Consider the following 22,641-nt stretch of genomic DNA (forward strand, 5'->3'; position numbering starts at 1 on the left):
AGAATTAGTTGATTTCGATGCGGCGCGGTTTGTTCGCTTCCGGAATCACGCGCTCAAGATCGATATACAGCAGACCGTTCACCAGGTTTGCGCCACGAACATGAATGTTCTCTGCTAACTGGAACTTACGTTCAAAGTTGCGCTCCGCGATACCCTGATAAAGGTAGGTACGTTCTTTCTGGTCGTCCGCATGCGCCCCTTTCACCACCAGCAGGTTGTCCTGGGCGGTAATTTCCAGCTCACTTTCGGCAAAACCAGCAACGGCGATGGCAATACGGTAATGGTTTTCGTCCACCAGCTCGACGTTATACGGAGGGTAGCCGCCATTACTCTGGCTCTGGTTGTTTTCCAGCAGGTTAAACAGGCGGTCAAAACCAATAGCAGAACGATACAACGGGGATAAATCAAAGTTACGCATAATCAATAGCTCCTGAAATCAGCGAGAATGTTCGACCTTCCATCGTGGACAGGTCCGGTACCCAGAACACCCATCAGGCGTGCTCTTTCTTTGTCTACATCTTAAAAATGGGTCTGGTTACAAACTTTTCAAGCGTATTGATATGACTTTTTTTTGCAGTTTGCTGTCTATACTCTAAATCATTCGAGTTGCGGGACAAAACGCGTCGTCGTTTTGAACAGCGCTAGCGCTGGCCCCGAAGGGGCGAGTAACGCGGCAACACACCAGCAACTTGAAGTATGACAAGTATATTGCATAGACTGGGTGTGATAGCACCAAACGTTAAAGTGCGATAACCGCCACAGTGCGACGTGATGATGATGTTATTTCTGGCAAGGGATCGCTATAACTCACCATGCAAACACCGATAATCAACAGATGAATGAATCATGATAAGAAATGTGTTGTTAGCGCTGATGTGCTGTGGAATGGTTTTTCTGGGCGGTTGCTCCAGCATAATGTCACATACGGGGGGTAAAGAAGGAACATACCCGGGCACACGCGCCAGCGCCGCGATGATCGGTGACGATGACACCAACTGGGGTACTAAATCGCTGGCAATACTGGATATGCCATTTACCGCCGTCATGGATACGATTCTTCTGCCGTGGGATCTGTTTCGCAAAGACAGCTCGGTCAGATCCCGCGTCGAAAAGAGCGAGCAGAGCACGCAGGCAACCAATGCCATTATCCCCCCGGCAAGAATATCTGCCCCCTGATTTAACGCCCGGTTTTCGTCATCCAAAGCTGACGGAAACCCGCCACGTCTTCCATCCACGCGACCCACTGACCGTCCGGCGAAAAGACGACGGCATCAGCAGAAGGTGGGTTACCGTGATCCTGCGTTAAGAACGCAATCGCCCCTGTCCGGGCATTACAGCAGGCAATACGATTTTCCAGAACAAAACCCAGCCAGTCGCCTGATGGATGCCAGTTAAATGCCGACTGGATATCGGTCGCGTTATGCGTAAGCTGGCGTGGTTCACCGCCAGCGAGAGAGAGAAGCCAAAGCTGAACGACGCCGTGGTCATCACGCATCAGAAACGCAATCTCTGACGCCTGAGGATTGACGCGCACCCAGTGACGTGGCACGTTCACCACCCCCGGAAATGCGCGGTGATGGGTAAAGGTCATACGGCGCTGAATCACCCCGCGCGGAGGCGCAGGCAGCGTTAATTCGGTTCCTGCCAGCGGCGCATCCCCGGATTGCTTCCAGCCCTTTTCATCCTGCGGTAAATCAACCAAAAACAGCTCCGGCACCTTCTCACCGTTTACCGACAGAGTGTCGCCAATAAACGCCAGCGCGCGGTCTCCCACCCATCCCTCTTCATAGGCGCGGTTAATCTCATTGCTGCCTGGCCGTGGTGTGGACGTCGTCTGGCTCACCAGCACACACCAGCGACTACCGCTGTACTCACGCGGATGCTGAACGGATACCGTCACCGGGCCATAGGGCGTTGCTACGCCAACGTTACGCAAATCCAGCGCCGGATCATACTCGTGCAGAACATGGTCGTTATAGGTAAAACTGACGAACTCCCCGTTCGGACTGAAGACATGCACGTGGCTGCCGCCGCGCAGCGCGCCTGGCGTATACGGCGCAGTGATATCCATCGCGTCCAGACTGGTGATACCTTCCCTGTCAGCAATCACCCCGCGACGATGATGAAAATCGTAATGCCAGCTGTCATCCGGATTTTCAGGCCCATGAATAAACACATATTTTTCGGACTTCGGATGAACGGTCACCACGCCAACGTGCGCCCCCTGCGTCGCACGCCAGATAACCTCCACCTCGCCGCTATGAACGTTAACCCGTTCGATAGTCTCACCGGTAAACGATGCGCCGGAAGGACGAACATCAAAAACCAGCCACTGGCTGTCAGGCGTCCAGGTGTTGGTATTGGTAAGCTGATGATTACGCGGCGTAAAGGTGATTTGCTTCATGGGATACCCGATCCGAGACAATTTCAGCCATCATACTTCACAAGGACTTCACTTTCAGGCTTTAGCGTATCGTCATCTCAATTATTGCAGGCAGAAAGATGGAACATTTTGACGTGGCGATTATCGGCTTAGGTCCTGCCGGGGCGGCGCTGGCACGGCAATTAAGCGGGAAGATGCGCGTGATCGCCCTGGATAAAAAGCATCAGTGTGGAAACGACGGCTTCACCAAGCCCTGTGGAGGTTTACTGGCGCCGGACGCTCAGCGTTCGTTTATTCGCGACGGGATTACGCTCCCTGTCGAGGTTATCGCCAACCCGCAGATTTTCAGCGTCAAAACGGTGGATGTCGAAGCATCACTGATGCGTAACTACCAGCGCAGCTACATCAATATCAATCGTCATGCGTTTGATTTATGGATGAAATCGCTCATCCCTGAGGACGTGCAGGTTTACCACGACAGCCTGTGCCGAAAAGTCTGGCGCGAGGAGGATAAATGGCATGTTATCTTCCGCGCTGACGGTTGGGAGCAGCAGATTACCGCCCGCTATCTGGTGGGTGCCGACGGCGCTAATTCACTGGTGCGCCGTTATCTCTATCCACAGCATCAGATCCGCAAATATGTCGCCATCCAGCAGTGGTTCGCGGAAAAACATGCCGTCCCGTTTTACTCATGTATTTTTGATAATGCCGTAACAGACTGCTACTCCTGGAGTATCAGCAAAGATGGTTATTTTATCTTTGGCGGGGCTTATCCGATGAAAGACGGTCAGGCGCGTTTTGACGCACTGAAAGCGAAGATGGAGGCCTTTCATTTCCAGTTCGCCCAGCCGGTGAAAAGCGAGAAATGTACGGTGCTGTTTCCTTCACGCTGGAAGGATTTCGTTTGCGGTGAAGAGAATGCGTTTTTGATCGGCGAAGCGGCAGGTTTTATCAGCGCCAGCTCACTGGAAGGCATTAGCTACGCGCTCGACAGCGCAGCGCTCCTCAAATCCGTGTTAATTCAGGGCGCAGAGAACAAAAATAGTGCTTACCAGAAAGCCTCCCGCAAACTGCGTATCAAACTCTACGGTAAGATTATCAAGAGCCGGATATTAACGTCGGCCTTTACCCGGAAATGGATCATGCAAAGCGGCGTGGCGCATATTCCGCTCAGTCAGGACAGGCAGTCCGCCGCAACGGCTGGCGGACTGGCAAGTGAAAATTAACCCACGCGTTCGACTTCACCAACGAGCAGAATGTAAGAGAGCGCACCTGTCAGGGCAACGGCGGAGATATAGACCAGCGCAGGGCCAAAACCATAATCCTGCGCCAGGTAACCAATCACCAGCGGTACCGTGATACCGCCTAATCCACCGACAAAGTTAAACATTCCGCCGGTCAGCCCGATCAGACGCATCGGAGCGAGGGACGAAACCAGCGACCAGGTGATGGAAGCAAAACCGTTGCCAAAGAAGGCAAGCGCCATCAGGGTCATGATCCACACCGGATCGTTGGTATAGTTCGCCCCCATGATGCAGGTGGAAATCAGCAAACCACAGATAATCGGCGTTTTGCGCGCCACCCCCAGGGAGAAGCCTTTTTTCACTAGCTTATCCGCCAACCAGCCGGAGAGCAGCACGCCAAAGAAAGCTGCCAGGAAAGGCACCGTGGTCATAAAACCCGCTTTCAGCGCAGCGATGCCTTTCTCCTGAGTTAAATAGTTTGGGAACCAGGTCAGGAAGAACCATAACGTAGACGTTACCGCAAACTGCCCCAGGTAAACCCCCACCAGCTTACGATGGAATACCAGTTTCCAGTCAGCCTTAGTCAGCGGTTGACGCGCCTCTTTCCGGATAGGCGCATCACCATCCACCAGACCACCGCCATCGCGAATATAGTCCAGCTCAGCTTTAGTGATATTTTTGGTCAGCCGCGGCGGCTGATACACCCTGAACCAGATTAACGACCAGATAATCCCGATTCCCCCGGTCACGATAAACACCCAGTGCCAGCTCAGCAATTCCTGGATCCAGATGAGCAGCGGCGTCAAAAACGCCAGGCCAACAAACTGCCCGGAGGTATAGAAACCCACGGCAGAGGCGCGTTCATGTTCCGGGAACCAGCTGGTTACCATCCGGTTATTGGTCGGAAAGGCCGGAGCTTCAAATATCCCGGTGATGGCGCGCAGGCCAATCAGCGAGAATAATCCGCTGGCAAACCCCTGGAATAGCGTCGCCACAGACCAGCCCAAAATGGCAATAAAGTAGGTCAGTCTCGATCCCACCCGGTCAAGGAACCAGCCGCCGGGGATTTGGCATAATGTATAGAGCCAGGCGAAAGCAGAGAAGACATACCCCATTTCTGCTTTAGTGATACCAAATTCTTCCTGAATATGCGCCGATGCCACGGCAAGGTTCGCACGGTCAACGTAACAAATAACCACGGTAATAAAGATCATAATAAGCGTCAGATAACGGCGACGCCCGGGTTTTGCAGTAGTAACAGAAATATCCATCGCAATCTGTCTCCAGATTTTGGGCATAGCGAGGCCGCTCACCATGCCCGTTAATTTACAGAGGGTGTATTTGATTTTTTTTAATTAAAAACGTAACTCAAATGCGCTAAATAATTCGAGCCGAGGTAAGCAAGCGCAGCCAGCGCGAAGTATGACGCGCATTTACCACTCGGCTACTGAGCCATCTTCATGTCGCCATAATGGATTACGCCAGTCCGGCGCGTTTTTACTGAGTTCGATGACTTTGGCTTCGTTAATATCCACACCAAGACCCGGCTTCATTAACGGTTTAAAGAAGCCGCCTTCCATATTGAAATCTTCTTTGTTATTCACAAAGTCGAGCAGCTCTGCGCCTTTATTATAATGAATGCCCATACTCTGCTCCTGGAACACCGCATTACGCGAGACAAAGTCGACGTGCAGACAGGCGGCCAGCGCGACCGGGCCTAACGGACAGTGCGGCGCCAGCGCCACATCATAAGCTTCCGCCATCCCGGCAATTTTGTAGCATTCGGTAATGCCGCCCGCATGCGACAGATCCGGTTGCAGAATCGCCAGCCCACCCGCTTCCAGTACACGCTTAAACTCAAAACGCGAGAACATGCGCTCTCCAGCGGCGATTGGAATATGCGTTTGCGCCGCCAGCTTTGGATAATATTCCGCCTGTTCAGCCAGCACCGGTTCCTCAATAAACAGTGGACGGTATTGCTCCAGCTCTTTAATTAACACTTTCGCCATGGGTGCGCTGACGCGTCCATGAAAGTCGAGACCAAATTCAATTTTGTGACCAAAGGCTTCACGGATTTGTGCCACAGTATTAACCGCCGCATCCACCGCACGTGCGTTGTCAATCAATCCCATCTCTTCACAGCCGTTCAGCTTGAAGGTGTCAAAACCGATGCCGCGCAGCTTTTTAATCCCGTCGATCACTTCTGCCGGACGGTCGCCGCCCACCCAGCTATAGGCTTTGATTTTGTCCCGCACCAGACCGCCCATCAGCTGCCAGACCGGCGCGTTCAGCACTTTACCTTTAATATCCCATAACGCCTGGTCGATACCCGCGATAGCGCTCATCAGGATCGGCCCACCACGATAGAAACCGGCACGGTACATTACCTGCCACAAATCGTTGATACGTGCCGGATCCTGACCAACCAGGTAGTCGCCAAGCTCATGCACCGCCGCTTCAACGGTGCGCGCGCGCCCCTCAATGACGGGTTCCCCCCATCCCACCACACCTTCATCAGTTTCAATTTTCAAAAACATCCAGCGCGGGGGTAAACGGTATGTGGTGATATTGGTTATTTTCATTTCACAGCCTCTCTGTACGCTTTAACAAATGCCATAGCCTGCTGTGCGGTACGCTCAACGGATTGTCCGGCACGATAGAGATCGCTGCCCAACCCGGCACCTGCACAACCTGCCTTAATCCATTGAGCCAGGTTCCCCGGCGTTACGCCGCCAACGGCAAAAACAGGTACCTCAGATGGCAGCACCGCTTTCAGCGCTTTGATATAGTCCGGACCAAACGCCGAAGAAGGGAAGATTTTCAGCGCCTGTGCCCCCGCCTCCAGTGCGGTAAACGCCTCTGTCGCTGTGGCGCAACCGGGACAAACGGTCATGCCATAACCTGCCGCCCGGCGAATGACCTCGGGCTGAATATTGGGCGTGACGATAAGTTTGCAGCCCATTTGCGCAAGCCGGTCCACCTGCTCAGGTTTGAGTACCGTACCGGCACCGATCAGCGCCTTTTCGCCATACGCATCCACAATAGCCGGAATACTCTTCTCCCATTGCGGAGAGTTAAGAGGGATCTCAACGGCATCAAAGCCTGCATCAATAACCGCACCAACGTGTGCCAGCGCGACATCGGGCGTTACGCCACGTAATATCGCAATAAGCGGGAGATTAGTTTGCCACTGCATGAGCGATGCTCCTTATACCTGCCTGAAATGCCGTATCACCGGAAACTGCGGATACTTCACGCCCAATGGCGTGGAAGGCCTGTTGATAACGCGAGGTTAGCCCCGTCCCGGCGACGAGAGTAATGGCCTGCTGCTGCGTGAATTGTTCTGTCATGCAGGCAACTTCGGCGCCAATCAGCAGGCCAGAAAGGAACTCGCTGACCTGCTCGCGGGCAAGTGTTCCCAGCACGTGCGAGGCGCGAACCTCAAAGAGTTGCGGCAGAACGGCAGGCGAAGCGAGGCCGCGCTCAAGCCCGGCGGTAAACGCCCCGGGGGAGGTTTCCTGCTCTGGTAAACCAGCCCCCACCAGCGAATGCGTCAGCAGCAAGTGATGCAATTCACCGGTCATCACGGTGCGAAAATCGTGGATTTGCTCAGCATCGGCCTGCACCCACTTGCAGTGCGTACCCGGCATCACGTAGACGGAAGAGGGGGAAAGCGTACGTGCGCCAAGCAACTGCGTCTCTTCGCCCCGCATGACATTGTGGTTATCCTCGCGGGAGACGCAAAGTCCAGGAATGATCCAGATATTGTCGCCAACGGCAGTTAACTGCTCGCCAATGGCTGAGAAATGGGCGGGAACCGACAGATAGGGGGCTACTTTCCAGCCCACGTTGCTGCCAACCATTCCCGCCATCACCACGGGGGTAGCGCTGTCGCGCCAGTTTTGTGTGACTTCTGCTAACACCGCTTCAGGAGATTTACCATGCAGACGCGTCACGCCTGCCTCTGATTGCCTGCTCTCCAGGCATTTGTCGCCCTGATAAAGCCAGGCGCGCAAATTAGTCGATCCCCAGTCAATTACGATGTAGCGAGCTGTCATGTGATTTCCTTAAGCCTTCGTGTTGAGCTGGCGATCATGGTGAGCGCCGCCTGCTCTGCCGCGTCGCTATCCTGATGCCGTATAGCATCAAACAGCGCTTTATGTTCCTGGAGCGTTTTAGGCATATTGCCCTCATCCCCCATCCAGGTTTGTTCAAATACCGCTCTTTGTAGTGAGGTAATCGCCACGTTAAGCTGTTGTAAAACCGGGTTATGTACCGACTGCAACACCGCTTCGTGATAGCGAATATCCGCTTCGTTAAAGGCATCCCGATTCTGGTTGTTGGCGATCATGTCGTTGAGCGCTGACTCAATTTCAGCCAGATCGCCAGATGTCGCCCGTTCCGCCGCCCAGCGCGCGATAGCGGGTTCCACCAGATTTCGTACTTCACTCATCGCGCTAATAAGGCGTGGGTCATAGTCGTTTTCCAACACCCATTGCAACACCTCGGTATCGAGGTAGTTCCACTGGTTTCGTGGTGCGACAAACGCCCCGCGATAGCGCTTCATGTCGATTAATCGCTTCGCCATCAGCGAGCGAAACACTTCACGAATAATGTTGCGCGAGGTTTCAAACTCTTCGCATAGATCGGCTTCCGCAGGCAGTGCCGAACCCGGTACGTATTTGCCGCTGACAATCTGCTTGCCCAGCGTGATGAGGATGCGGTCGGTTTTGTTGAGAGTCATGGAGAGTCCTTGTGCTCTGTATGTACTTCTCTACTTTACCGTCACTGCTGAAATTTACCTCAATTTTGTAGTACTAACGTGAGGTTATTCATCGTCTCCGTTTGTCCAATGTAGTACAACATAATAATGTTGTACTACAATTTAGATCACAAAAACGGCAATCGGTAAAATAAATGTTATCCGGAGCGGGCCGGAGGCATAAAAAAACCCGCGATAAACGCGGGCTCCGGGACAAACGGGAAAGCTTTAAATCAATACGTATTTCTCAATCGCGTACGCCACGCCATCTTCCAGGTTGGATTTGGTGATAACATTCGCCGCGTCTTTCACTGACGCAATCGCGTTGTCCATCGCCACCCCCATGCCCGCGTATTCAATCATCGCGATATCGTTTTCCTGATCGCCAATCGCCATGATCTCTTCCGGTTTGATTCCCAGCGCATCGGCCAGCGACTTCACACCGGTACCTTTGTTGACGCGTTTATCTAAAATTTCGAGGAAGTACGGCGCACTTTTCAGGACGGTATATTTCTCTTTCACTTCCGCCGGAATGCGCGTTATCGCTTTATCGAGGATCGCTGGCTCATCAATCATCATTACTTTCAGGAACTGCGTTTCCGGGTCCATTTTCTCCGCCTCACAGAACACCAGCGGAATAGTCGCGACGTAAGATTCGTGCACGGTGTAATAGCTGATATCGCGGTTCGCCGTATACAGCGTGTTGCGATCCAGCGCGTGGAAATGTGAACCCACTTCGCGGGATAACTTCTCAAGGAAGAGATAATCGTCATAGCTTAGCGCCGTTTGCGCCACAGTACTGCCATCCCCCGCTTTCTGCACCAGAGCACCGTTATAGGTTATGCAGTAGTCGCCGGGTTGTTCCATGTGAAGTTCTTTCAGATAGCTGTGGACACCGGCATACGGACGCCCGGTGGTCAGCACCACGTTAACACCACGCGCTCGCGCCGCAGCAATTGCGTTTTTAACCGCAGGTGAAATGGTGTGATCGGGCAGCAGAAGTGTGCCATCCATGTCGATAGCAATGAGTTTGATAGCCATGAGTTCCCCAGATTAAATGAATCCTCCCTCATGCTAACGCGATTCCGCTCAAAAAACAGCAATGAAAAGGGGGATCGAAAGCGGATGCGGGTTCCCCCTTTTGCGGGCAAAAAAAGCCCGGCAGCGCAATGCAACCGGGCAGATTGTACGGCATTACACCATTAAATATCGATGTTCGCCGCTTTCAGGGCATTCTCTTCGATAAACGCACGACGCGGTTCAACGGCGTCGCCCATCAGCGTAGTGAACAGCTGGTCGGCAGCAATCGCATCTTTTACGGTGACGCGCAGCATACGACGGCTTTCCGGATCCATGGTCGTTTCCCACAGCTGATCCGGGTTCATCTCGCCCAGACCTTTATAACGCTGGATAGCAAGACCACGACGGGACTCTTTCACCAGCCAGTCCAGGGCCTGCTCAAAGCTGGCAACCGGCTGACGACGCTCCCCACGTTCGATAAAGGCGTCGTCTTCAATCAGGCCGCGCAGCTTCTCGCCAAGCGTGCAGAGACGACGGTACTCGCCGCCGGTCACAAATTCGTGATCCAGCACGTAGTCGGTATCCACACCGTGGGTACGCACGCGAACGATCGGTTCAAACAGATTCTGTTCCACATTATGGTGAATATCGAACTTCCACAGGCTACCGTGCTGCTCTTTCTCGTTCAGCTCAGTAATCAGCGCATTCACCCAACGCGTTACGGTTTGTTCATCAGAAAGATCGGCTTCCCTCAGCGTCGGCTGATAAACCAGCTCTTTCAGCAACGCTTTCGGGAAACGACGCTCCATACGAACAATCATTTTCTGCGCAGCATTGTACTCAGAAACCAGTTTTTCTAACGCTTCGCCAGACAGAGCCGGGGCGCTGGCGTTGGCATGCAGCGTCGCGCCGTCCAGCGCGATGGAGATCTGGTACTGATCCATCGCCTCATCGTCTTTAATGTACTGTTCCTGCTTACCTTTCTTAACCTTGTACAGAGGCGGCTGCGCAATGTAGACGTGACCGCGTTCAACGATTTCCGGCATCTGACGATAGAAGAAGGTCAACAGCAGCGTACGGATGTGCGAGCCGTCGACGTCCGCATCGGTCATGATGATAATGCTGTGATAACGCAGCTTGTCCGGGTTGTACTCGTCGCGACCAATGCCGCAGCCCAGTGCAGTAATCAGCGTCGCCACTTCCTGGGAAGAGAGCATCTTGTCGAAGCGGGCCTTCTCCACGTTCAGGATTTTACCTTTCAGCGGCAGAATCGCCTGGTTCTTGCGGTTACGCCCCTGCTTAGCAGAGCCGCCCGCAGAGTCCCCTTCCACAAGGTACAGTTCGGACAACGCCGGGTCGCGTTCCTGGCAGTCAGCCAGTTTGCCTGGCAGACCGGCCAGATCCAGCGCACCTTTACGACGCGTCATTTCACGGGCGCGACGTGCCGCTTCACGCGCACGCGCGGCATCGATAATTTTACCCACCACGATTTTGGCATCGGACGGGTTTTCCAGCAGGTATTCGCTCAGCAGTTCGTTCATCTGCTGTTCCACCGCCGTTTTCACCTCAGAAGAGACCAGCTTGTCTTTAGTCTGAGAAGAGAATTTCGGATCCGGCACCTTCACGGAAACGACCGCAATAAGACCTTCACGGGCATCGTCACCGGTGGCGCTGACTTTGGCTTTTTTGCTGTAGCCTTCTTTGTCCATATAGGCGTTCAGGGTACGGGTCATCGCCGCACGGAAGCCTGCCAGGTGAGTACCGCCATCGCGCTGCGGAATGTTGTTGGTAAAGCAGTAGATGTTTTCCTGGAAGCCGTCGTTCCACTGCAACGCCACTTCCACGCCGATACCGTCTTTTTCGGTGGAGAAGTAGAAGATATTTGGGTGGATCGGCGTTTTGTTCTTGTTGAGATACTCAACAAACGCCCTGATGCCGCCTTCATAGTGGAAGTGGTCTTCTTTACCGTCACGCTTGTCTTTCAGGCGAATAGAAACGCCGGAGTTCAGGAAAGACAGTTCGCGCAGACGCTTGGCCAGAATCTCGTATTCAAACTCAACGACATTGGTGAAGGTTTCGTGGCTCGGCCAGAAACGCACCATGGTACCGGTTTTGTCGGTATCGCCTGTCACTGCCAACGGTGCCTGCGGCACGCCGTGCTCATAGATCTGACGATGAACTTTGTTATCACGCTGGATAACCAGTTCCAGTTTCTGGGACAGGGCGTTTACTACGGAAACACCAACGCCGTGCAGACCGCCGGACACTTTATAGGAGTTATCGTCGAATTTACCGCCTGCGTGCAGGACAGTCATGATCACTTCCGCCGCCGATACGCCCTCTTCCGGGTGAATACCGGTCGGGATGCCGCGTCCGTCATCCTGTACGGATACGGAGTTATCGGCATGAATGGTGACGACAATGTCTTTACAGTGACCCGCGAGCGCTTCGTCGATAGCGTTATCTACCACCTCGAATACCATGTGGTGCAGACCGGTGCCGTCATCCGTGTCGCCGATATACATACCCGGGCGCTTACGCACCGCATCCAGCCCTTTCAGGACTTTGATACTGGAGGAGTCATAAGAATTCGACATCAACGTTTCTCGCTCATTTAAACTTGGGTTAATCCGTTATTTTACCCTTTTCCACGGTGAACATCTTCGAATTTTTGTCCGACATGTCCAGAACGTGTTCAGCGCTGATTGCGCTGACAAAGACCTGAGATTGCGTCGCTTTTAAGCGGCTGGCTAACAGCCCACGACGCGCATCATCAAGTTCAGAGGCAAAATCATCTATCAGGTAGAGACACCGCCGCCCGCTTTCGCGGGTGAGGAACTCCCCTTGCGCCAGACGTAAGGCGCACATCAGCAGCTTTAGCTGCCCACGCGACAAGGTATCTTCCACCGGCGCACCGTCAGCGCGAATGCGAAAATCCGCTTTGTGCGGACCGTGCGCGGTGTAAGTCAACATGCGATCGCGTTCAAAACCGCGCTCCAGCACCTCGGCATAATCTGTCTCTTTCTCCCAGCCGCGCTGGAATGAGAAGGAGAGAGAAAACTCGGGTAGAAACTGCTGACAGGTATCCGCCATATCCTGCGCGATACCGGCGCTGTACTCCGCGCGCCAGGTGCTGATTTGTTCCGCCAGCGGGATCAGTTCTTTATCCCACGGGCGCAGTTGCTCATAACGACTCACCTGGCGCAGGGCCGCGTTGCGCTGTTTGAGCAGACGCTTAAGATTACTCCAGGCGGTGAAGAATCCGGCTTCATTGTGAAAGCATCCCCAGTCAAGGAACGCTCTTCTGTATTTGGGACCGCCGTTGAGTAAAGTAAACCCCTCCGGCGTGATCAGCTGCATCGGCATCAGATGCGCCAGCTCCGCCACCTTGTGACCGTCGGTGCCATCAATACGGACTTTGCTGTCGCCCAGCTTATCTTTGGTTAAGCCAATCGACGTTTCACGCTCATTCCCTTGTAAACGCCCGTGGAGAATAAAAGACTCCTGCTCGTGGCGAATCACACGGCCAATCTGCAAACTACGAAACGCCCGACCGTGGCCGAGCGTATAGATGGCTTCCAGAACGCTGGTTTTACCGCTGCCGTTAGCGCCTACCAGGAAATTAAAGCCAGGGGAAAGAGCGAGATCCGCGTTTTCGATATTGCGGAAATCTTTAATAAGCAGTCGGGATAGCGACATGATCAGCTCATAACCAGGGCGTTATCGTCGCCATTAATCTGGTTACGGCCAGCGCGCAACAACCGGAACGTACTGGAGTACGTGAGGATTGCGAGCACTGCCCGGAGCCAGAATAACAAGTAAGATAGCCCGATACTTTTCTACAGACGCATTGGCATGACAACATACGCCGCACTCTGGCTGGCAGCATCTTCAATCTGTACGCTCGAAACCGAGTCGGTCAGCATAATGCGCACATTTTCGCACTTCAGCGCATTGAGTACGTCCAGCACATAGCTGACGTTAAAGCCGATTTCCAGTTCAGTCCCCGGATAAGTAACGTCCAGGATCTCTTCCGCTTCTTCCTGTTCCGGGTTGTTGGCGGTGATTTTGAGCTGGTTTTCGCTGACGTACAGGCGCACCCCGCGGAATTTCTCGTTAGAAAGAATTGCCGCTCGCGCAAAAGCCTGCTTGAGAATATCGCAACCGGCTTCCAGATGTTTATCCGGATTTTTCGGCAGTACGCGACGATAGTCCGGAAAACGACCATCCACCAGCTTGGAGGTAAAGATAAAGTCGCCAACGTGTGCACGGATGTTGTTGCTGCCAATCTGCACGCGCAGCGGGTTTTCACCGCCGTCGAGCATACGCATCAGTTCAATCACCCCTTTACGCGGTACGATCACCGAATGGTTGGGCAACGATTGTCCAACAGGCATTGAACAGACCGCCAGACGGTGGCCATCGGTTGCCACGGTGCGCAGCTCTTCGCCTTCAGTCTCAAACAGCATGCCGTTTAAGTAATAACGCACGTCCTGATGCGCCATCGAGAACTGGGTGGCTTCAATCAGACGCTTCATCGTTGCCTGCGGCAGGGTGAATTCCACCTCACTCTGCCAGTCATCCAGATTCGGGAAGTCTGCGGCAGGCAGCGTGGAAAGAGAGAAGCGACTGCGACCAGAACGCACCAGCATACGATCGCCTTCCAGCTGGACAGCAATTTCGGCGCCTTCGGGCAGGCCGCGGCAGATATCAAAAAACTTCCGCGCAGGGACGGTGGTTGCTCCGGGTTCATGAGGTTGAATCAACGCAACGCGCGCCACCATCTCCATTTCAAGATCGGTGCCAGTGAGAGAAAGCGTACCGTCAGCCACCTGCAACAGCAGGTTTCCGAGAATTGGCAGCGTAGGACGACCACCCAGCGGGCCGCTGACCTGCTGAAGCGGTTTTAATAAATGTTCACGTTCAACGGTAAATTTCATAGCGTCACGAAGATAATGTTCTGATTAAGTTTGAGAAATCTTCTTTTATGTCATGGCTTTCTTCACGCAACTGCTCAATCTTACGGCAGGCATGAAGGACGGTAGTGTGGTCGCGCCCGCCAAACGCATCGCCAATTTCCGGCAGACTATGGTTGGTGAGCTCTTTTGCCAGCGCCATAGCCATCTGACGCGGACGTGCCACTGAGCGAGATCGACGCTTGGATAGCAGATCCGCTATTTTGATTTTGTAATACTCGGCTACCGTCTTCTGAATATTGTCGATGGTAACCAGTTTTTCCTGCAACGCCAGCAGATCGCGCAGCGCTTCCCGCACGAAATCGATGGTGATCGCCCGTCCGGTAAAGTTGGCGTTGGCAATAACGCGGTTCAGCGCCCCTTCAAGCTCACGCACGTTAGAGCGTAGCCGCTTGGCAATAAAGAACGCCACCTCGCCTGGCAGACGAATATCATTTTCGTCCGCTTTTTTCATCAGGATCGCTACGCGGGTTTCCAGCTCAGGCGGTTCGATCGCCACCGTCAGTCCCCAGCCGAAGCGGGATTTAAGACGATCCTCAACGCCGTTGATCTCTTTTGGATAGCGATCCGACGTCAAAATGATCTGCTGATTACCTTCTAACAGAGCGTTAAAGGTGTGGAAGAACTCTTCCTGGGATCGTTCTTTATTGGCAAAGAATTGAATGTCATCGATAAGCAACGCGTCGACGGAACGGTAGTAACGCTTAAACTCTTCAATCGCATTGTTCTGTAAGGCTTTAACCATATCCTGTACAAAACGTTCGGAGTGCATATACACCACTTTCGCATTCGGCTTACGCGCCACAATGCCGTTACCCACCGCGTGCAGCAGGTGGGTTTTACCCAGACCGGTGCCGCCATACAGGAATAACGGGTTGTAGGCGCCGCCGGGGTTATCCGCCACCTGACGTGCCGCCGCGCGCGCCAGCTGGTTGGATTTACCTTCGACGAAGTTATCAAACGTATGTTTAACGTTGACGTTGGAACGATAGGTCTGTTCTGCCGGAGCGGGGACATTATCCCAACCCGAACGCATCGCAGAAAGTTCGGCGCGCTGAGGCTGAACGACCGCCGCCTGCGCTGGCACCACCACATTGTTCACAGGTGTTCTGAGCGTTTGGGTCACCGGCTTCGTGCCAACCTCAAAACGCAGTTGTGGGGCATCCGCTCCGCAGAAGTTATTTAGCAATCCGTTGATATTATTAAGGTATTTGTCTCTTACCCAATCGAGCACAAAACGGTTTGGCGCATACAAAGCCAGCGTGTTATCGCTCAGTTCCGCCTGCAATGGGCGTATCCACATACTGAATTCTGTGGCTGGTAACTCATCCTGCAATCGGGCAAGACACTGCTGCCAAAGCGAAAGTGACACGGCGGACTCCACTCGAACAAAGTCGATAAATGACAAAGGCTGAAACGTTCATGATTTTTGACGCACATCGACAAGACCCTGTGCAAAGGGTGACGTGCGAATTGCTATCTGCAATTTTTACCCGATCAGGATCCTTTGAAACGATCGGGACCGCGGATCATAGCGTAAACTGAGCAAGAGATCTTCTGTTTCTCACAGATTCTTCCCGATTTATCCACAGGCCAACACAGAATCGGATAAGTGTAAACGATCCTGACTACGTGCAGCAGGATTTCGCACGCATATTGGAAAAATTAATGAGTAAAGACGATATACTGCTTAAACGATCGAATAAAGATCCCGGGCGATCCTTGCGCTTTACTCGCCAGCCCGTATAATTCTCCACCCGTCACGCAATGCCCGTCATACGGCGTCAGCGCTGCTTGTTTTTCGCACTAAAAGGCGCGGAAAAACGCAGGGATTTAAGGAAAGAGAATTGACTCCGGAGTGTACAATTATTACAATCCGGCCTCTTTAATCACCCACGACTTGGGCGTCCGTCATTTGAAATTCGTTCGGGCACTCGTAAATGTCATGAATTTATTCAAGTTTAGGTAGAAATCGCCATGAAACGCACTTTTCAACCGTCTGTACTGAAGCGCAACCGTTCTCACGGCTTCCGTGCTCGTATGGCTACTAAAAATGGTCGTCAGGTTCTGGCACGTCGTCGTGCTAAAGGCCGCGCTCGTCTGACCGTTTCCAAGTAATAAAAGCTAACCCCTGAGTGGTTAAGCTCGCATTTCCCAGGGAGTTACGTTTGTTAACTCCCAGTCATTTCACATTCGTCTTCCAGCAGCCACAACGGGCTGGCACGCCGCAAATCACCATCCTCGGCCGCCTGAATTCGCTGGGGCATCCCCGCATCGGTCTTACAGTCGCCAAGAAAAACGTTCGACGCGCCCATGAACGCAATCGGATTAAACGTCTGACGCGTGAAAGCTTTCGTCTGCGTCAACACGAGCTTCCAGCAATGGACTTCGTGGTGGTGGCGAAAAAAGGGGTTGCCGACCTCGATAACCGTGCTCTCTCGGAAGCGTTGGAAAAATTATGGCGCCGCCACTGTCGCCTGGCTCGCGGGTCCTGATAGCCCTTATTCGGGTCTATCAACGCCTGATCAGTCCGCTGCTTGGGCCGCATTGCCGTTTCACGCCAACGTGTTCAAGCTACGGAATTGAGGCATTGCGCAGGTTTGGAGTGATAAAAGGCAGTTGGTTGACGGTGAAACGCGTATTAAAATGCCACCCTTTACACCCTGGTGGTGACGATCCCGTCCCACCCGGACCATTTGATACCAGAGAACACTAACGATGGATTCGCAACGCAATCTTTTAGTCATCGCTTTGCTGTTCGTGTCTTTCATGATCTGGCAAGCCTGGGAGCAGGATAACAATCCGCAGCCTCAGGCCCAACAGACCACGCAGACAACGACCACCGCAGCGGGTAGCGCCGCCGACCAGGGCGTACCGGCCAGTGGCCAGGGGAAACTGATTACGGTTAAGACTGACGTGCTTGATCTGACCATCAACACCCGTGGTGGTGATGTTGAACAGGCCATGCTGCCAGCTTACCCGAAAGAGCTTGGTTCCAGCGAACCGTTCCAGTTGCTGGAAACGACGCCACAGTTTATCTATCAGGCTCAGAGCGGTCTGACAGGTCGTGACGGTCCGGATAATCCGGCTAACGGCCCACGTCCACTGTACAACGTTGAAAAAGATACGTTTGTACTGGCTGACGGGCAGAATGAATTGCAGATCCCGATGACCTGGACTGACGCGGCAGGCAACACGTTTACTAAAACGTTTGTCCTCAAGCGTGGTGAATACGCTGTCAACGTTAACTACAGCGTGCAGAACGCTGGCGAGAAACCGCTGGAAGTCTCCACCTTTGGTCAGCTGAAGCAATCCATCAATCTGCCTTCTCATCGCGACACCGGTAGCAGCAACTTTGCGCTGCACACCTTCCGCGGCGCAGCGTACTCCACGCCGGATGCGAAGTATGAGAAATACAAATTTGACACCATTGCCGACAACGAAAACCTGAACGTCAACGCTAAAGACGGCTGGGTGGCGATGCTGCAACAGTATTTCGCGACTGCGTGGGTTCCACGTAACGACGGCACCAATAACTTCTATACCGCTAATCTGGGTAACGGCATTGCCGCTATCGGCTACAAATCGCAGCCGGTACTGGTACAGCCGGGTCAGACTGGCGCGATGACCAGCACCCTGTGGGTCGGCCCGGAAATCCAGGACAAAATGGCGGCCGTTGCACCGCACCTGGATCTGACAGTTGACTACGGCTGGTTGTGGTTCATCTCTCAGCCGCTGTTTAAGCTGCTGAAATGGATCCACAGCTTCGTGGGTAACTGGGGCTTCTCCATTATCATCATCACCTTTATCGTTCGTGGCATCATGTACCCGCTGACCAAAGCGCAGTACACCTCCATGGCGAAGATGCGTATGCTGCAGCCGAAAATTCAGGCGATGCGTGAGCGTCTGGGCGATGACAAACAGCGTCAGAGCCAGGAGATGATGGCCCTGTATAAAGCAGAGAAGGTTAACCCGCTGGGCGGCTGCTTCCCTCTGATTATCCAGATGCCAATCTTCCTTGCGCTGTACTACATGCTGATGGGCTCCGTTGAACTGCGTCATGCGCCGTTCGCACTGTGGATCCATGACCTGTCCGCACAGGACCCGTACTACATCCTGCCGATCCTGATGGGCGTGACGATGTTCTTCATTCAGAAGATGTCTCCGACCACCGTGACCGACCCGATGCAGCAGAAGATCATGACCTTTATGCCGGTCATCTTCACCGTGTTCTTCCTGTGGTTCCCGTCAGGTCTGGTGCTGTACTATATCGTCAGCAACCTGGTAACCATCATCCAGCAGCAGCTGATTTACCGTGGTCTGGAGAAGCGTGGTCTGCATAGCCGCGAGAAGAAAAAATCCTGATACTCTTCATCCTTCAAGCCGCAGGTGTGTTGGTTTCATTTGCTTGTCCCAGAGCTTACTGAAGTAAGTGACTGGGACGCACAAACGTGCCGCCTTCCTGCAACTTGAATTATTACGAGTATTTGCGGTAAATTTTATGCCAGAGAAGGCGGTCAAAAGACCGCCTTTTTTACATTTACAAAGAGATAATCCATGAGCCATAACGACACTATCGTCGCCCAGGCAACCCCACCGGGACGCGGTGGTGTAGGCATACTGCGCATTTCCGGCCTGAAGGCGCGCGAGGTAGCTGAAGCGGTACTGGGTAAACTGCCAAAGCCGCGCTACGCTGATTATCTGCCGTTTAAAGATACCGACGGCACCCCACTGGATCAGGGCATCGCGCTGTGGTTCCCCGGTCCAAACTCCTTCACCGGAGAAGACGTGCTGGAACTGCAGGGCCACGGCGGTCCGGTGATCCTCGACCTGTTGTTAAAACGTATTCTGACGATCCCCGGCCTGCGTATTGCCAGACCCGGCGAGTTTTCCGAACGGGCGTTCCTTAACGATAAGCTCGATTTAGCCCAGGCAGAAGCGATTGCCGATCTGATTGACGCCAGTTCAGAGCAGGCGGCGCGATCGGCATTAAACTCATTGCAGGGCGCGTTTTCCAACCGTATTAACCATCTGGTGGAAGCACTTACTCACCTGCGCATCTATGTGGAAGCAGCTATTGATTTTCCGGATGAGGAGATCGACTTTCTCTCAGACGGCAAAATCGAAGCACAGCTGAATGGCGTGATAACCGACCTTGACGCTGTACGCGCAGAAGCGCGACAGGGAAGCCTGCTGCGCGAAGGGATGAAGGTCGTCATCGCCGGACGCCCTAACGCCGGGAAATCGAGCCTGCTGAACGCGCTGGCGGGACGTGAAGCGGCCATAGTCACCGACATCGCCGGGACCACCCGTGACGTACTGCGCGAACATATCCACATTGACGGAATGCCGCTGCACATCATCGACACCGCCGGTCTGCGTGATGCCAGCGATGAAGTTGAACGTATCGGTATCGAGCGCGCCTGGCAGGAGATTGAGCAGGCCGACCGCGTGCTGTTCATGGTTGATGGCACCACCACCGACGCCGTTGACCCGGCAGATATCTGGCCCGATTTTATCGCCCGGTTACCGGCCAGACTGCCGATTACCGTGGTGCGCAACAAGGCCGATATCACCGGCGAGACGCTGGGGCTCAGTGAAGTAAATGGTCACTCACTGGTTCGCCTCTCCGCACGTACCGGCGAAGGCGTGGACGTGCTGCGTAACCATCTCAAGCAGAGCATGGGCTTTGACACCAATATGGAAGGGGGTTTCCTTGCCCGCCGTCGTCACCTGCAGGCGCTGGCCGAAGCCGCAGAACATCTCCAGCAGGGTAAAGCACAGCTGCTTGGCGCATGGGCTGGTGAGCTGCTGGCGGAAGAGCTGCGGCTGGCACAGCAGGCGCTGAGCGAGATCACCGGTGAGTTTACCTCTGACGATCTGCTGGGCCGAATTTTCTCCAGTTTCTGTATCGGCAAATAACATGGTTTGCCCGGTGGCGCTACGCTTCCCGGGCAAACTGATTCACGTAAGTCGTCTAAGGTAACCCATCTTTCCTCACAGGAAATTACTGTTGTCCAAATGGCAACTCGTACTACTGACCCTCTCCCCGTATGCTTAGCGCCACACTTGTCGTGAGGACGCTATGACTCGCTTTCTAATCTGCAGTTTTGCCCTGGTTTTACTCTATCCTGCCGGAATCGATATGTACCTTGTTGGTTTACCGCGCATTGCCGCCGATCTCAACGCCAGCGAGGCGCAGTTGCATATCGCGTTTTCCGTCTATCTGACCGGGATGGCTACCGCCATGCTGTTTGCAGGGAAGATTGCCGACAGGTCAGGACGCAAACCAGTCGCGATTGCAGGCGCGGTAATTTTTATTATCGCCTCCACACTTTGTTCGCAGGCGACGGATGGCTCGCTATTCCTGATCGGTCGTTTTATTCAGGGAGTGGGTGCCGGGAGCTGCTATGTCGTCGCTTTTGCGATCCTGCGCGATACGCTGGACGATCGCCGTCGGGCTAAAGTGCTGTCGTTATTGAACGGCATTACCTGCATCGTGCCCGTGCTGGCACCGGTACTTGGGCACCTGATTATGCTGCGATTTTCGTGGCAAAGCCTGTTTTATACCATGATGGTGATGGGGGTAACGGTTTGCCTGCTGTCGTTGTTTATCCTCAGAGAAACGCGGCCAGAACGCGATGTATCCACCTCACATACCGCGCAAAATACAGAATCACTGATCAACCGCTTTTTCCTCAGCCGTCTGGCCATTACCACCCTGAGCGTCTCGGTAATCCTCACCTTTGTGAATTCTTCACCGGTATTGCTCATGGAGATGATGGGGTTCGATCGCGGCGAGTATGCCACCACGATGGCGTTGACCGCCGGCGTCAGCATGGCGGTTTCATTCACCACGCCGTTTGCGTTAGGCGTCTTTAAACCACGTACGCTGATGATAACTTCGCAGGGGCTGTTTCTGGTGGCTGGCGTGGTACTCAGCCTTGCGCACTCCCATGCAGCCACCCTCTTTGGCCTGACGCTGATCTGTGCCGGTTTCTCGGTCGGCTTTGGTGTGGCGATGAGCCAGGCTCTGGGACCGTTTTCGCTGCGAGCGGGCGTGGCCAGCTCCGCGCTGGGAATAGCCCAGGTCTGCGGGTCGTCGCTGTGGATTTGGCTGGCGGCCGTCATTGGCATCAATGCGCTGAATATGCTGATCGGGATTCTGATTGTCTGTAGCATAGTGAGTCTGTTATTGATTATGCTCGTCGCATCCAACAGGCCCGTACCCGCCCATGAAGAAAGCCATCACCAATCTCGATCTTAACTTATTGTTATGTTTGCAGCTTCTGATGCAGGAACGCAGTGTAACCAAAGCGGCGAAGCGAATGAACGTCACGCCTTCGGCAGTAAGTAAATCACTGTCGAAGTTACGAACCTGGTTTGATGATCCCCTGTTTGTGAAAACCCCTCTCGGCCTGACGCCAACGCCGCTGATGCTGAGTATGGAGCAGAATCTGGCGGACTGGATGCAGATGGGGAATCAACTCCTGGATCAGCCGCATCATGAAACCCCTCGCGGACTGAAATTCGAGCTGGTTGCCGAATCACCGCTGATGATGATCATGTTCAATGCGCTGTCACAGCAGATCTACCAGCGCTATCCACAGGCCACCATTAAGGTACGTAGCTGGGATTACGACTCCCTGGACGCCATTACGCGCGGTGAGGTGGATATTGGTTTTACCGGACGAGAAAGCCATCCACGTTCACGTGAACTACTGAGTCTGCTGCCTTTGTCGATCGATTTTGAAGTGCTGTTCAGCGATTTACCCTGGGTATGGCTGCGCGAAGATCATCCGGCTCTACGTGAAGAATGGAATCTGGAGACATTTCTGCGTTATCCGCATATCAGCATCTGCTGGGAACAGAGCGACACCTGGGCGCTGGATGATGTCCTGCAGGAAATGGGGCTTCAGCGCCATATCGCGATGAGCCTGCCGGGCTTTGAGCAATCGCTGTTTATGGCCGCCCAACCAGAACACGCCATGCTGGCCACGGCGCCTCATTATTGCAAACGCTATAACCAGCTTCATCAGCTACCGCTGGTGGCGCGTCCGTTGCCTTTCGATGCCGCCCAACGAGAAAAACTAATGGTACCTTTCACGATGCTCTGGCATAAACGTAACAGTCATAACCCCAAAATAATCTGGTTAAGAGAGACGATCAAAACCCTCTATAGCAACCTCTCCTGATATTTAAGTAAACAGTGAGCCAGAAGAATTGTAAAAGTAGCATTCTGAACCCTTTATAGGG

Annotated in this window: 22 protein-coding genes and 1 other annotated feature; of the genes, 10 read left to right on the forward strand and 12 right to left on the reverse strand. The window is 53.6% G+C overall.

Going from position 1 to position 22,641, the window contains the following annotated elements:
- Window positions 1-4: 4 nt before the first annotated feature.
- On the reverse strand, window positions 5-418 hold the full coding sequence (gene ibpA / locus C3432_RS22325) for a small heat shock chaperone IbpA (protein WP_103778984.1): 414 nt from the start codon (window positions 416-418) through the stop codon (window positions 5-7).
- Window positions 412-484 (reverse strand) — a sequence feature (ROSE (Repression Of Heat Shock gene Expression) occurs in the 5'-region of heat shock genes and acts as an RNA thermometer to modulate expression.). (Overlaps the previous gene by 7 nt.)
- A gap of 362 nt (window positions 485-846) precedes the next feature.
- Between ibpA and C3432_RS22330 the strand changes: the two genes are divergently transcribed.
- Window positions 847-1,176, forward strand: coding sequence for a YceK/YidQ family lipoprotein (locus C3432_RS22330; RefSeq protein ID WP_103778986.1), 330 nt, complete (start codon window positions 847-849; stop codon window positions 1,174-1,176).
- A 1-nt stretch (window position 1,177) separates the two neighbouring features.
- Here C3432_RS22330 and C3432_RS22335 read toward each other — a convergent pair whose 3' ends face one another.
- Entirely contained in the window at window positions 1,178-2,404 is a 1,227-nt protein-coding gene (locus tag C3432_RS22335) for a DUF3748 domain-containing protein (RefSeq protein WP_103778988.1), read from the reverse strand.
- Between the two features lie 98 nt (window positions 2,405-2,502).
- Here C3432_RS22335 and cbrA point away from each other — a divergent pair, with 98 nt between their 5' ends.
- Window positions 2,503-3,609 (forward strand): colicin M resistance lipid reductase CbrA, encoded by a 1,107-nt coding sequence (cbrA, locus tag C3432_RS22340; RefSeq protein ID WP_103778990.1) that lies wholly within the window; start codon window positions 2,503-2,505, stop codon window positions 3,607-3,609.
- On the opposite strand, the gene C3432_RS22345 is transcribed toward cbrA, so the two are convergent.
- The 10 genes from C3432_RS22345 to dnaA form a co-directional block, all read right to left on the reverse strand.
- The gene (locus tag C3432_RS22345; protein WP_103778992.1) at window positions 3,606-4,943 is read right to left on the reverse strand and encodes an MFS transporter; all 1,338 of its coding nucleotides are present in this window, start codon (window positions 4,941-4,943) and stop codon (window positions 3,606-3,608) included. The two genes, cbrA and C3432_RS22345, sit on opposite strands and share 4 nt — an antisense overlap.
- Before the next feature lie 117 nt (window positions 4,944-5,060).
- On the reverse strand, window positions 5,061-6,209 hold the full coding sequence (gene dgoD, locus C3432_RS22350; protein ID WP_103778994.1) for a galactonate dehydratase: 1,149 nt from the start codon (window positions 6,207-6,209) through the stop codon (window positions 5,061-5,063).
- Window positions 6,206-6,823 carry a 2-dehydro-3-deoxy-6-phosphogalactonate aldolase gene (locus C3432_RS22355; protein ID WP_103778996.1) on the reverse strand — a complete coding sequence of 206 codons (618 nt, stop codon included), beginning with the start codon at window positions 6,821-6,823 and terminating at the stop codon, window positions 6,206-6,208. The genes dgoD and C3432_RS22355 overlap by 4 nt, the downstream gene beginning before the upstream one ends.
- Window positions 6,807-7,685, reverse strand: a complete 879-nt coding sequence (locus C3432_RS22360) for a 2-dehydro-3-deoxygalactonokinase (RefSeq protein ID WP_103778998.1) — start codon at window positions 7,683-7,685, stop codon at window positions 6,807-6,809. Before C3432_RS22360 ends, C3432_RS22355 begins: the two co-directional genes overlap by 17 nt.
- Window positions 7,682-8,371, reverse strand: coding sequence for a D-galactonate utilization transcriptional regulator DgoR (gene dgoR, locus C3432_RS22365; RefSeq protein ID WP_103779000.1), 690 nt, complete (start codon window positions 8,369-8,371; stop codon window positions 7,682-7,684). The genes C3432_RS22360 and dgoR overlap by 4 nt, the downstream gene beginning before the upstream one ends.
- A gap of 246 nt (window positions 8,372-8,617) precedes the next feature.
- Window positions 8,618-9,430, reverse strand: a complete 813-nt coding sequence (gene yidA, locus C3432_RS22370) for a sugar-phosphatase (protein WP_103779002.1) — start codon at window positions 9,428-9,430, stop codon at window positions 8,618-8,620.
- A 161-nt stretch (window positions 9,431-9,591) separates the two neighbouring features.
- Window positions 9,592-12,006, reverse strand: a complete 2,415-nt coding sequence (gene gyrB, locus C3432_RS22375) for a DNA topoisomerase (ATP-hydrolyzing) subunit B (protein ID WP_103779004.1) — start codon at window positions 12,004-12,006, stop codon at window positions 9,592-9,594.
- Window positions 12,007-12,034: 28 nt separating this feature from the next.
- Entirely contained in the window at window positions 12,035-13,108 is a 1,074-nt protein-coding gene (gene recF, locus C3432_RS22380; protein WP_103779006.1) for a DNA replication/repair protein RecF, read from the reverse strand.
- Window positions 13,109-13,248: 140 nt separating this feature from the next.
- Window positions 13,249-14,349 (reverse strand): DNA polymerase III subunit beta, encoded by a 1,101-nt coding sequence (gene dnaN / locus C3432_RS22385; RefSeq protein ID WP_103779008.1) that lies wholly within the window; start codon window positions 14,347-14,349, stop codon window positions 13,249-13,251.
- Between the two features lie 4 nt (window positions 14,350-14,353).
- Window positions 14,354-15,757, reverse strand: a complete 1,404-nt coding sequence (gene dnaA, locus C3432_RS22390) for a chromosomal replication initiator protein DnaA (RefSeq protein WP_103779010.1) — start codon at window positions 15,755-15,757, stop codon at window positions 14,354-14,356.
- Between the two features lie 296 nt (window positions 15,758-16,053).
- On the opposite strand from dnaA, the gene C3432_RS28565 reads away from it, so the two are divergent.
- From C3432_RS28565 to yidZ, 8 genes are all read left to right on the forward strand, one after another.
- Window positions 16,054-16,134: a hypothetical protein gene (locus C3432_RS28565; RefSeq protein WP_445432939.1), complete on the forward strand. Its 81-nt coding sequence runs from the start codon at window positions 16,054-16,056 to the stop codon at window positions 16,132-16,134.
- A 228-nt stretch (window positions 16,135-16,362) separates the two neighbouring features.
- Window positions 16,363-16,503: a 50S ribosomal protein L34 gene (gene rpmH / locus C3432_RS22395; protein WP_000831330.1), complete on the forward strand. Its 141-nt coding sequence runs from the start codon at window positions 16,363-16,365 to the stop codon at window positions 16,501-16,503.
- 17 nt (window positions 16,504-16,520) lie between these two features.
- Window positions 16,521-16,880, forward strand: coding sequence for a ribonuclease P protein component (gene rnpA / locus C3432_RS22400; RefSeq protein WP_012000809.1), 360 nt, complete (start codon window positions 16,521-16,523; stop codon window positions 16,878-16,880).
- Complete coding sequence (gene yidD, locus C3432_RS22405) at window positions 16,844-17,101, forward strand: membrane protein insertion efficiency factor YidD (protein ID WP_001307474.1); 258 nt, start codon at window positions 16,844-16,846, stop codon at window positions 17,099-17,101. The genes rnpA and yidD overlap by 37 nt, the downstream gene beginning before the upstream one ends.
- Window positions 17,102-17,103: 2 nt before the next feature.
- Complete coding sequence (gene yidC, locus C3432_RS22410) at window positions 17,104-18,750, forward strand: membrane protein insertase YidC (protein ID WP_103779012.1); 1,647 nt, start codon at window positions 17,104-17,106, stop codon at window positions 18,748-18,750.
- A 192-nt stretch (window positions 18,751-18,942) separates the two neighbouring features.
- On the forward strand, window positions 18,943-20,307 hold the full coding sequence (gene mnmE, locus C3432_RS22415; RefSeq protein WP_103779014.1) for a tRNA uridine-5-carboxymethylaminomethyl(34) synthesis GTPase MnmE: 1,365 nt from the start codon (window positions 18,943-18,945) through the stop codon (window positions 20,305-20,307).
- A 163-nt stretch (window positions 20,308-20,470) separates the two neighbouring features.
- Complete coding sequence (locus C3432_RS22420; RefSeq protein WP_103779016.1) at window positions 20,471-21,652, forward strand: MFS transporter; 1,182 nt, start codon at window positions 20,471-20,473, stop codon at window positions 21,650-21,652.
- Window positions 21,621-22,580 carry an HTH-type transcriptional regulator YidZ gene (yidZ, locus tag C3432_RS22425; protein ID WP_103779018.1) on the forward strand — a complete coding sequence of 320 codons (960 nt, stop codon included), beginning with the start codon at window positions 21,621-21,623 and terminating at the stop codon, window positions 22,578-22,580. The genes C3432_RS22420 and yidZ overlap by 32 nt, the downstream gene beginning before the upstream one ends.
- Window positions 22,581-22,641 lie beyond the last annotated feature (61 nt).

It is taken from the genome of Citrobacter amalonaticus (assembly GCF_002918555.1).
Lineage (GTDB): Bacteria > Pseudomonadota > Gammaproteobacteria > Enterobacterales > Enterobacteriaceae > Citrobacter_C > Citrobacter_C amalonaticus_A.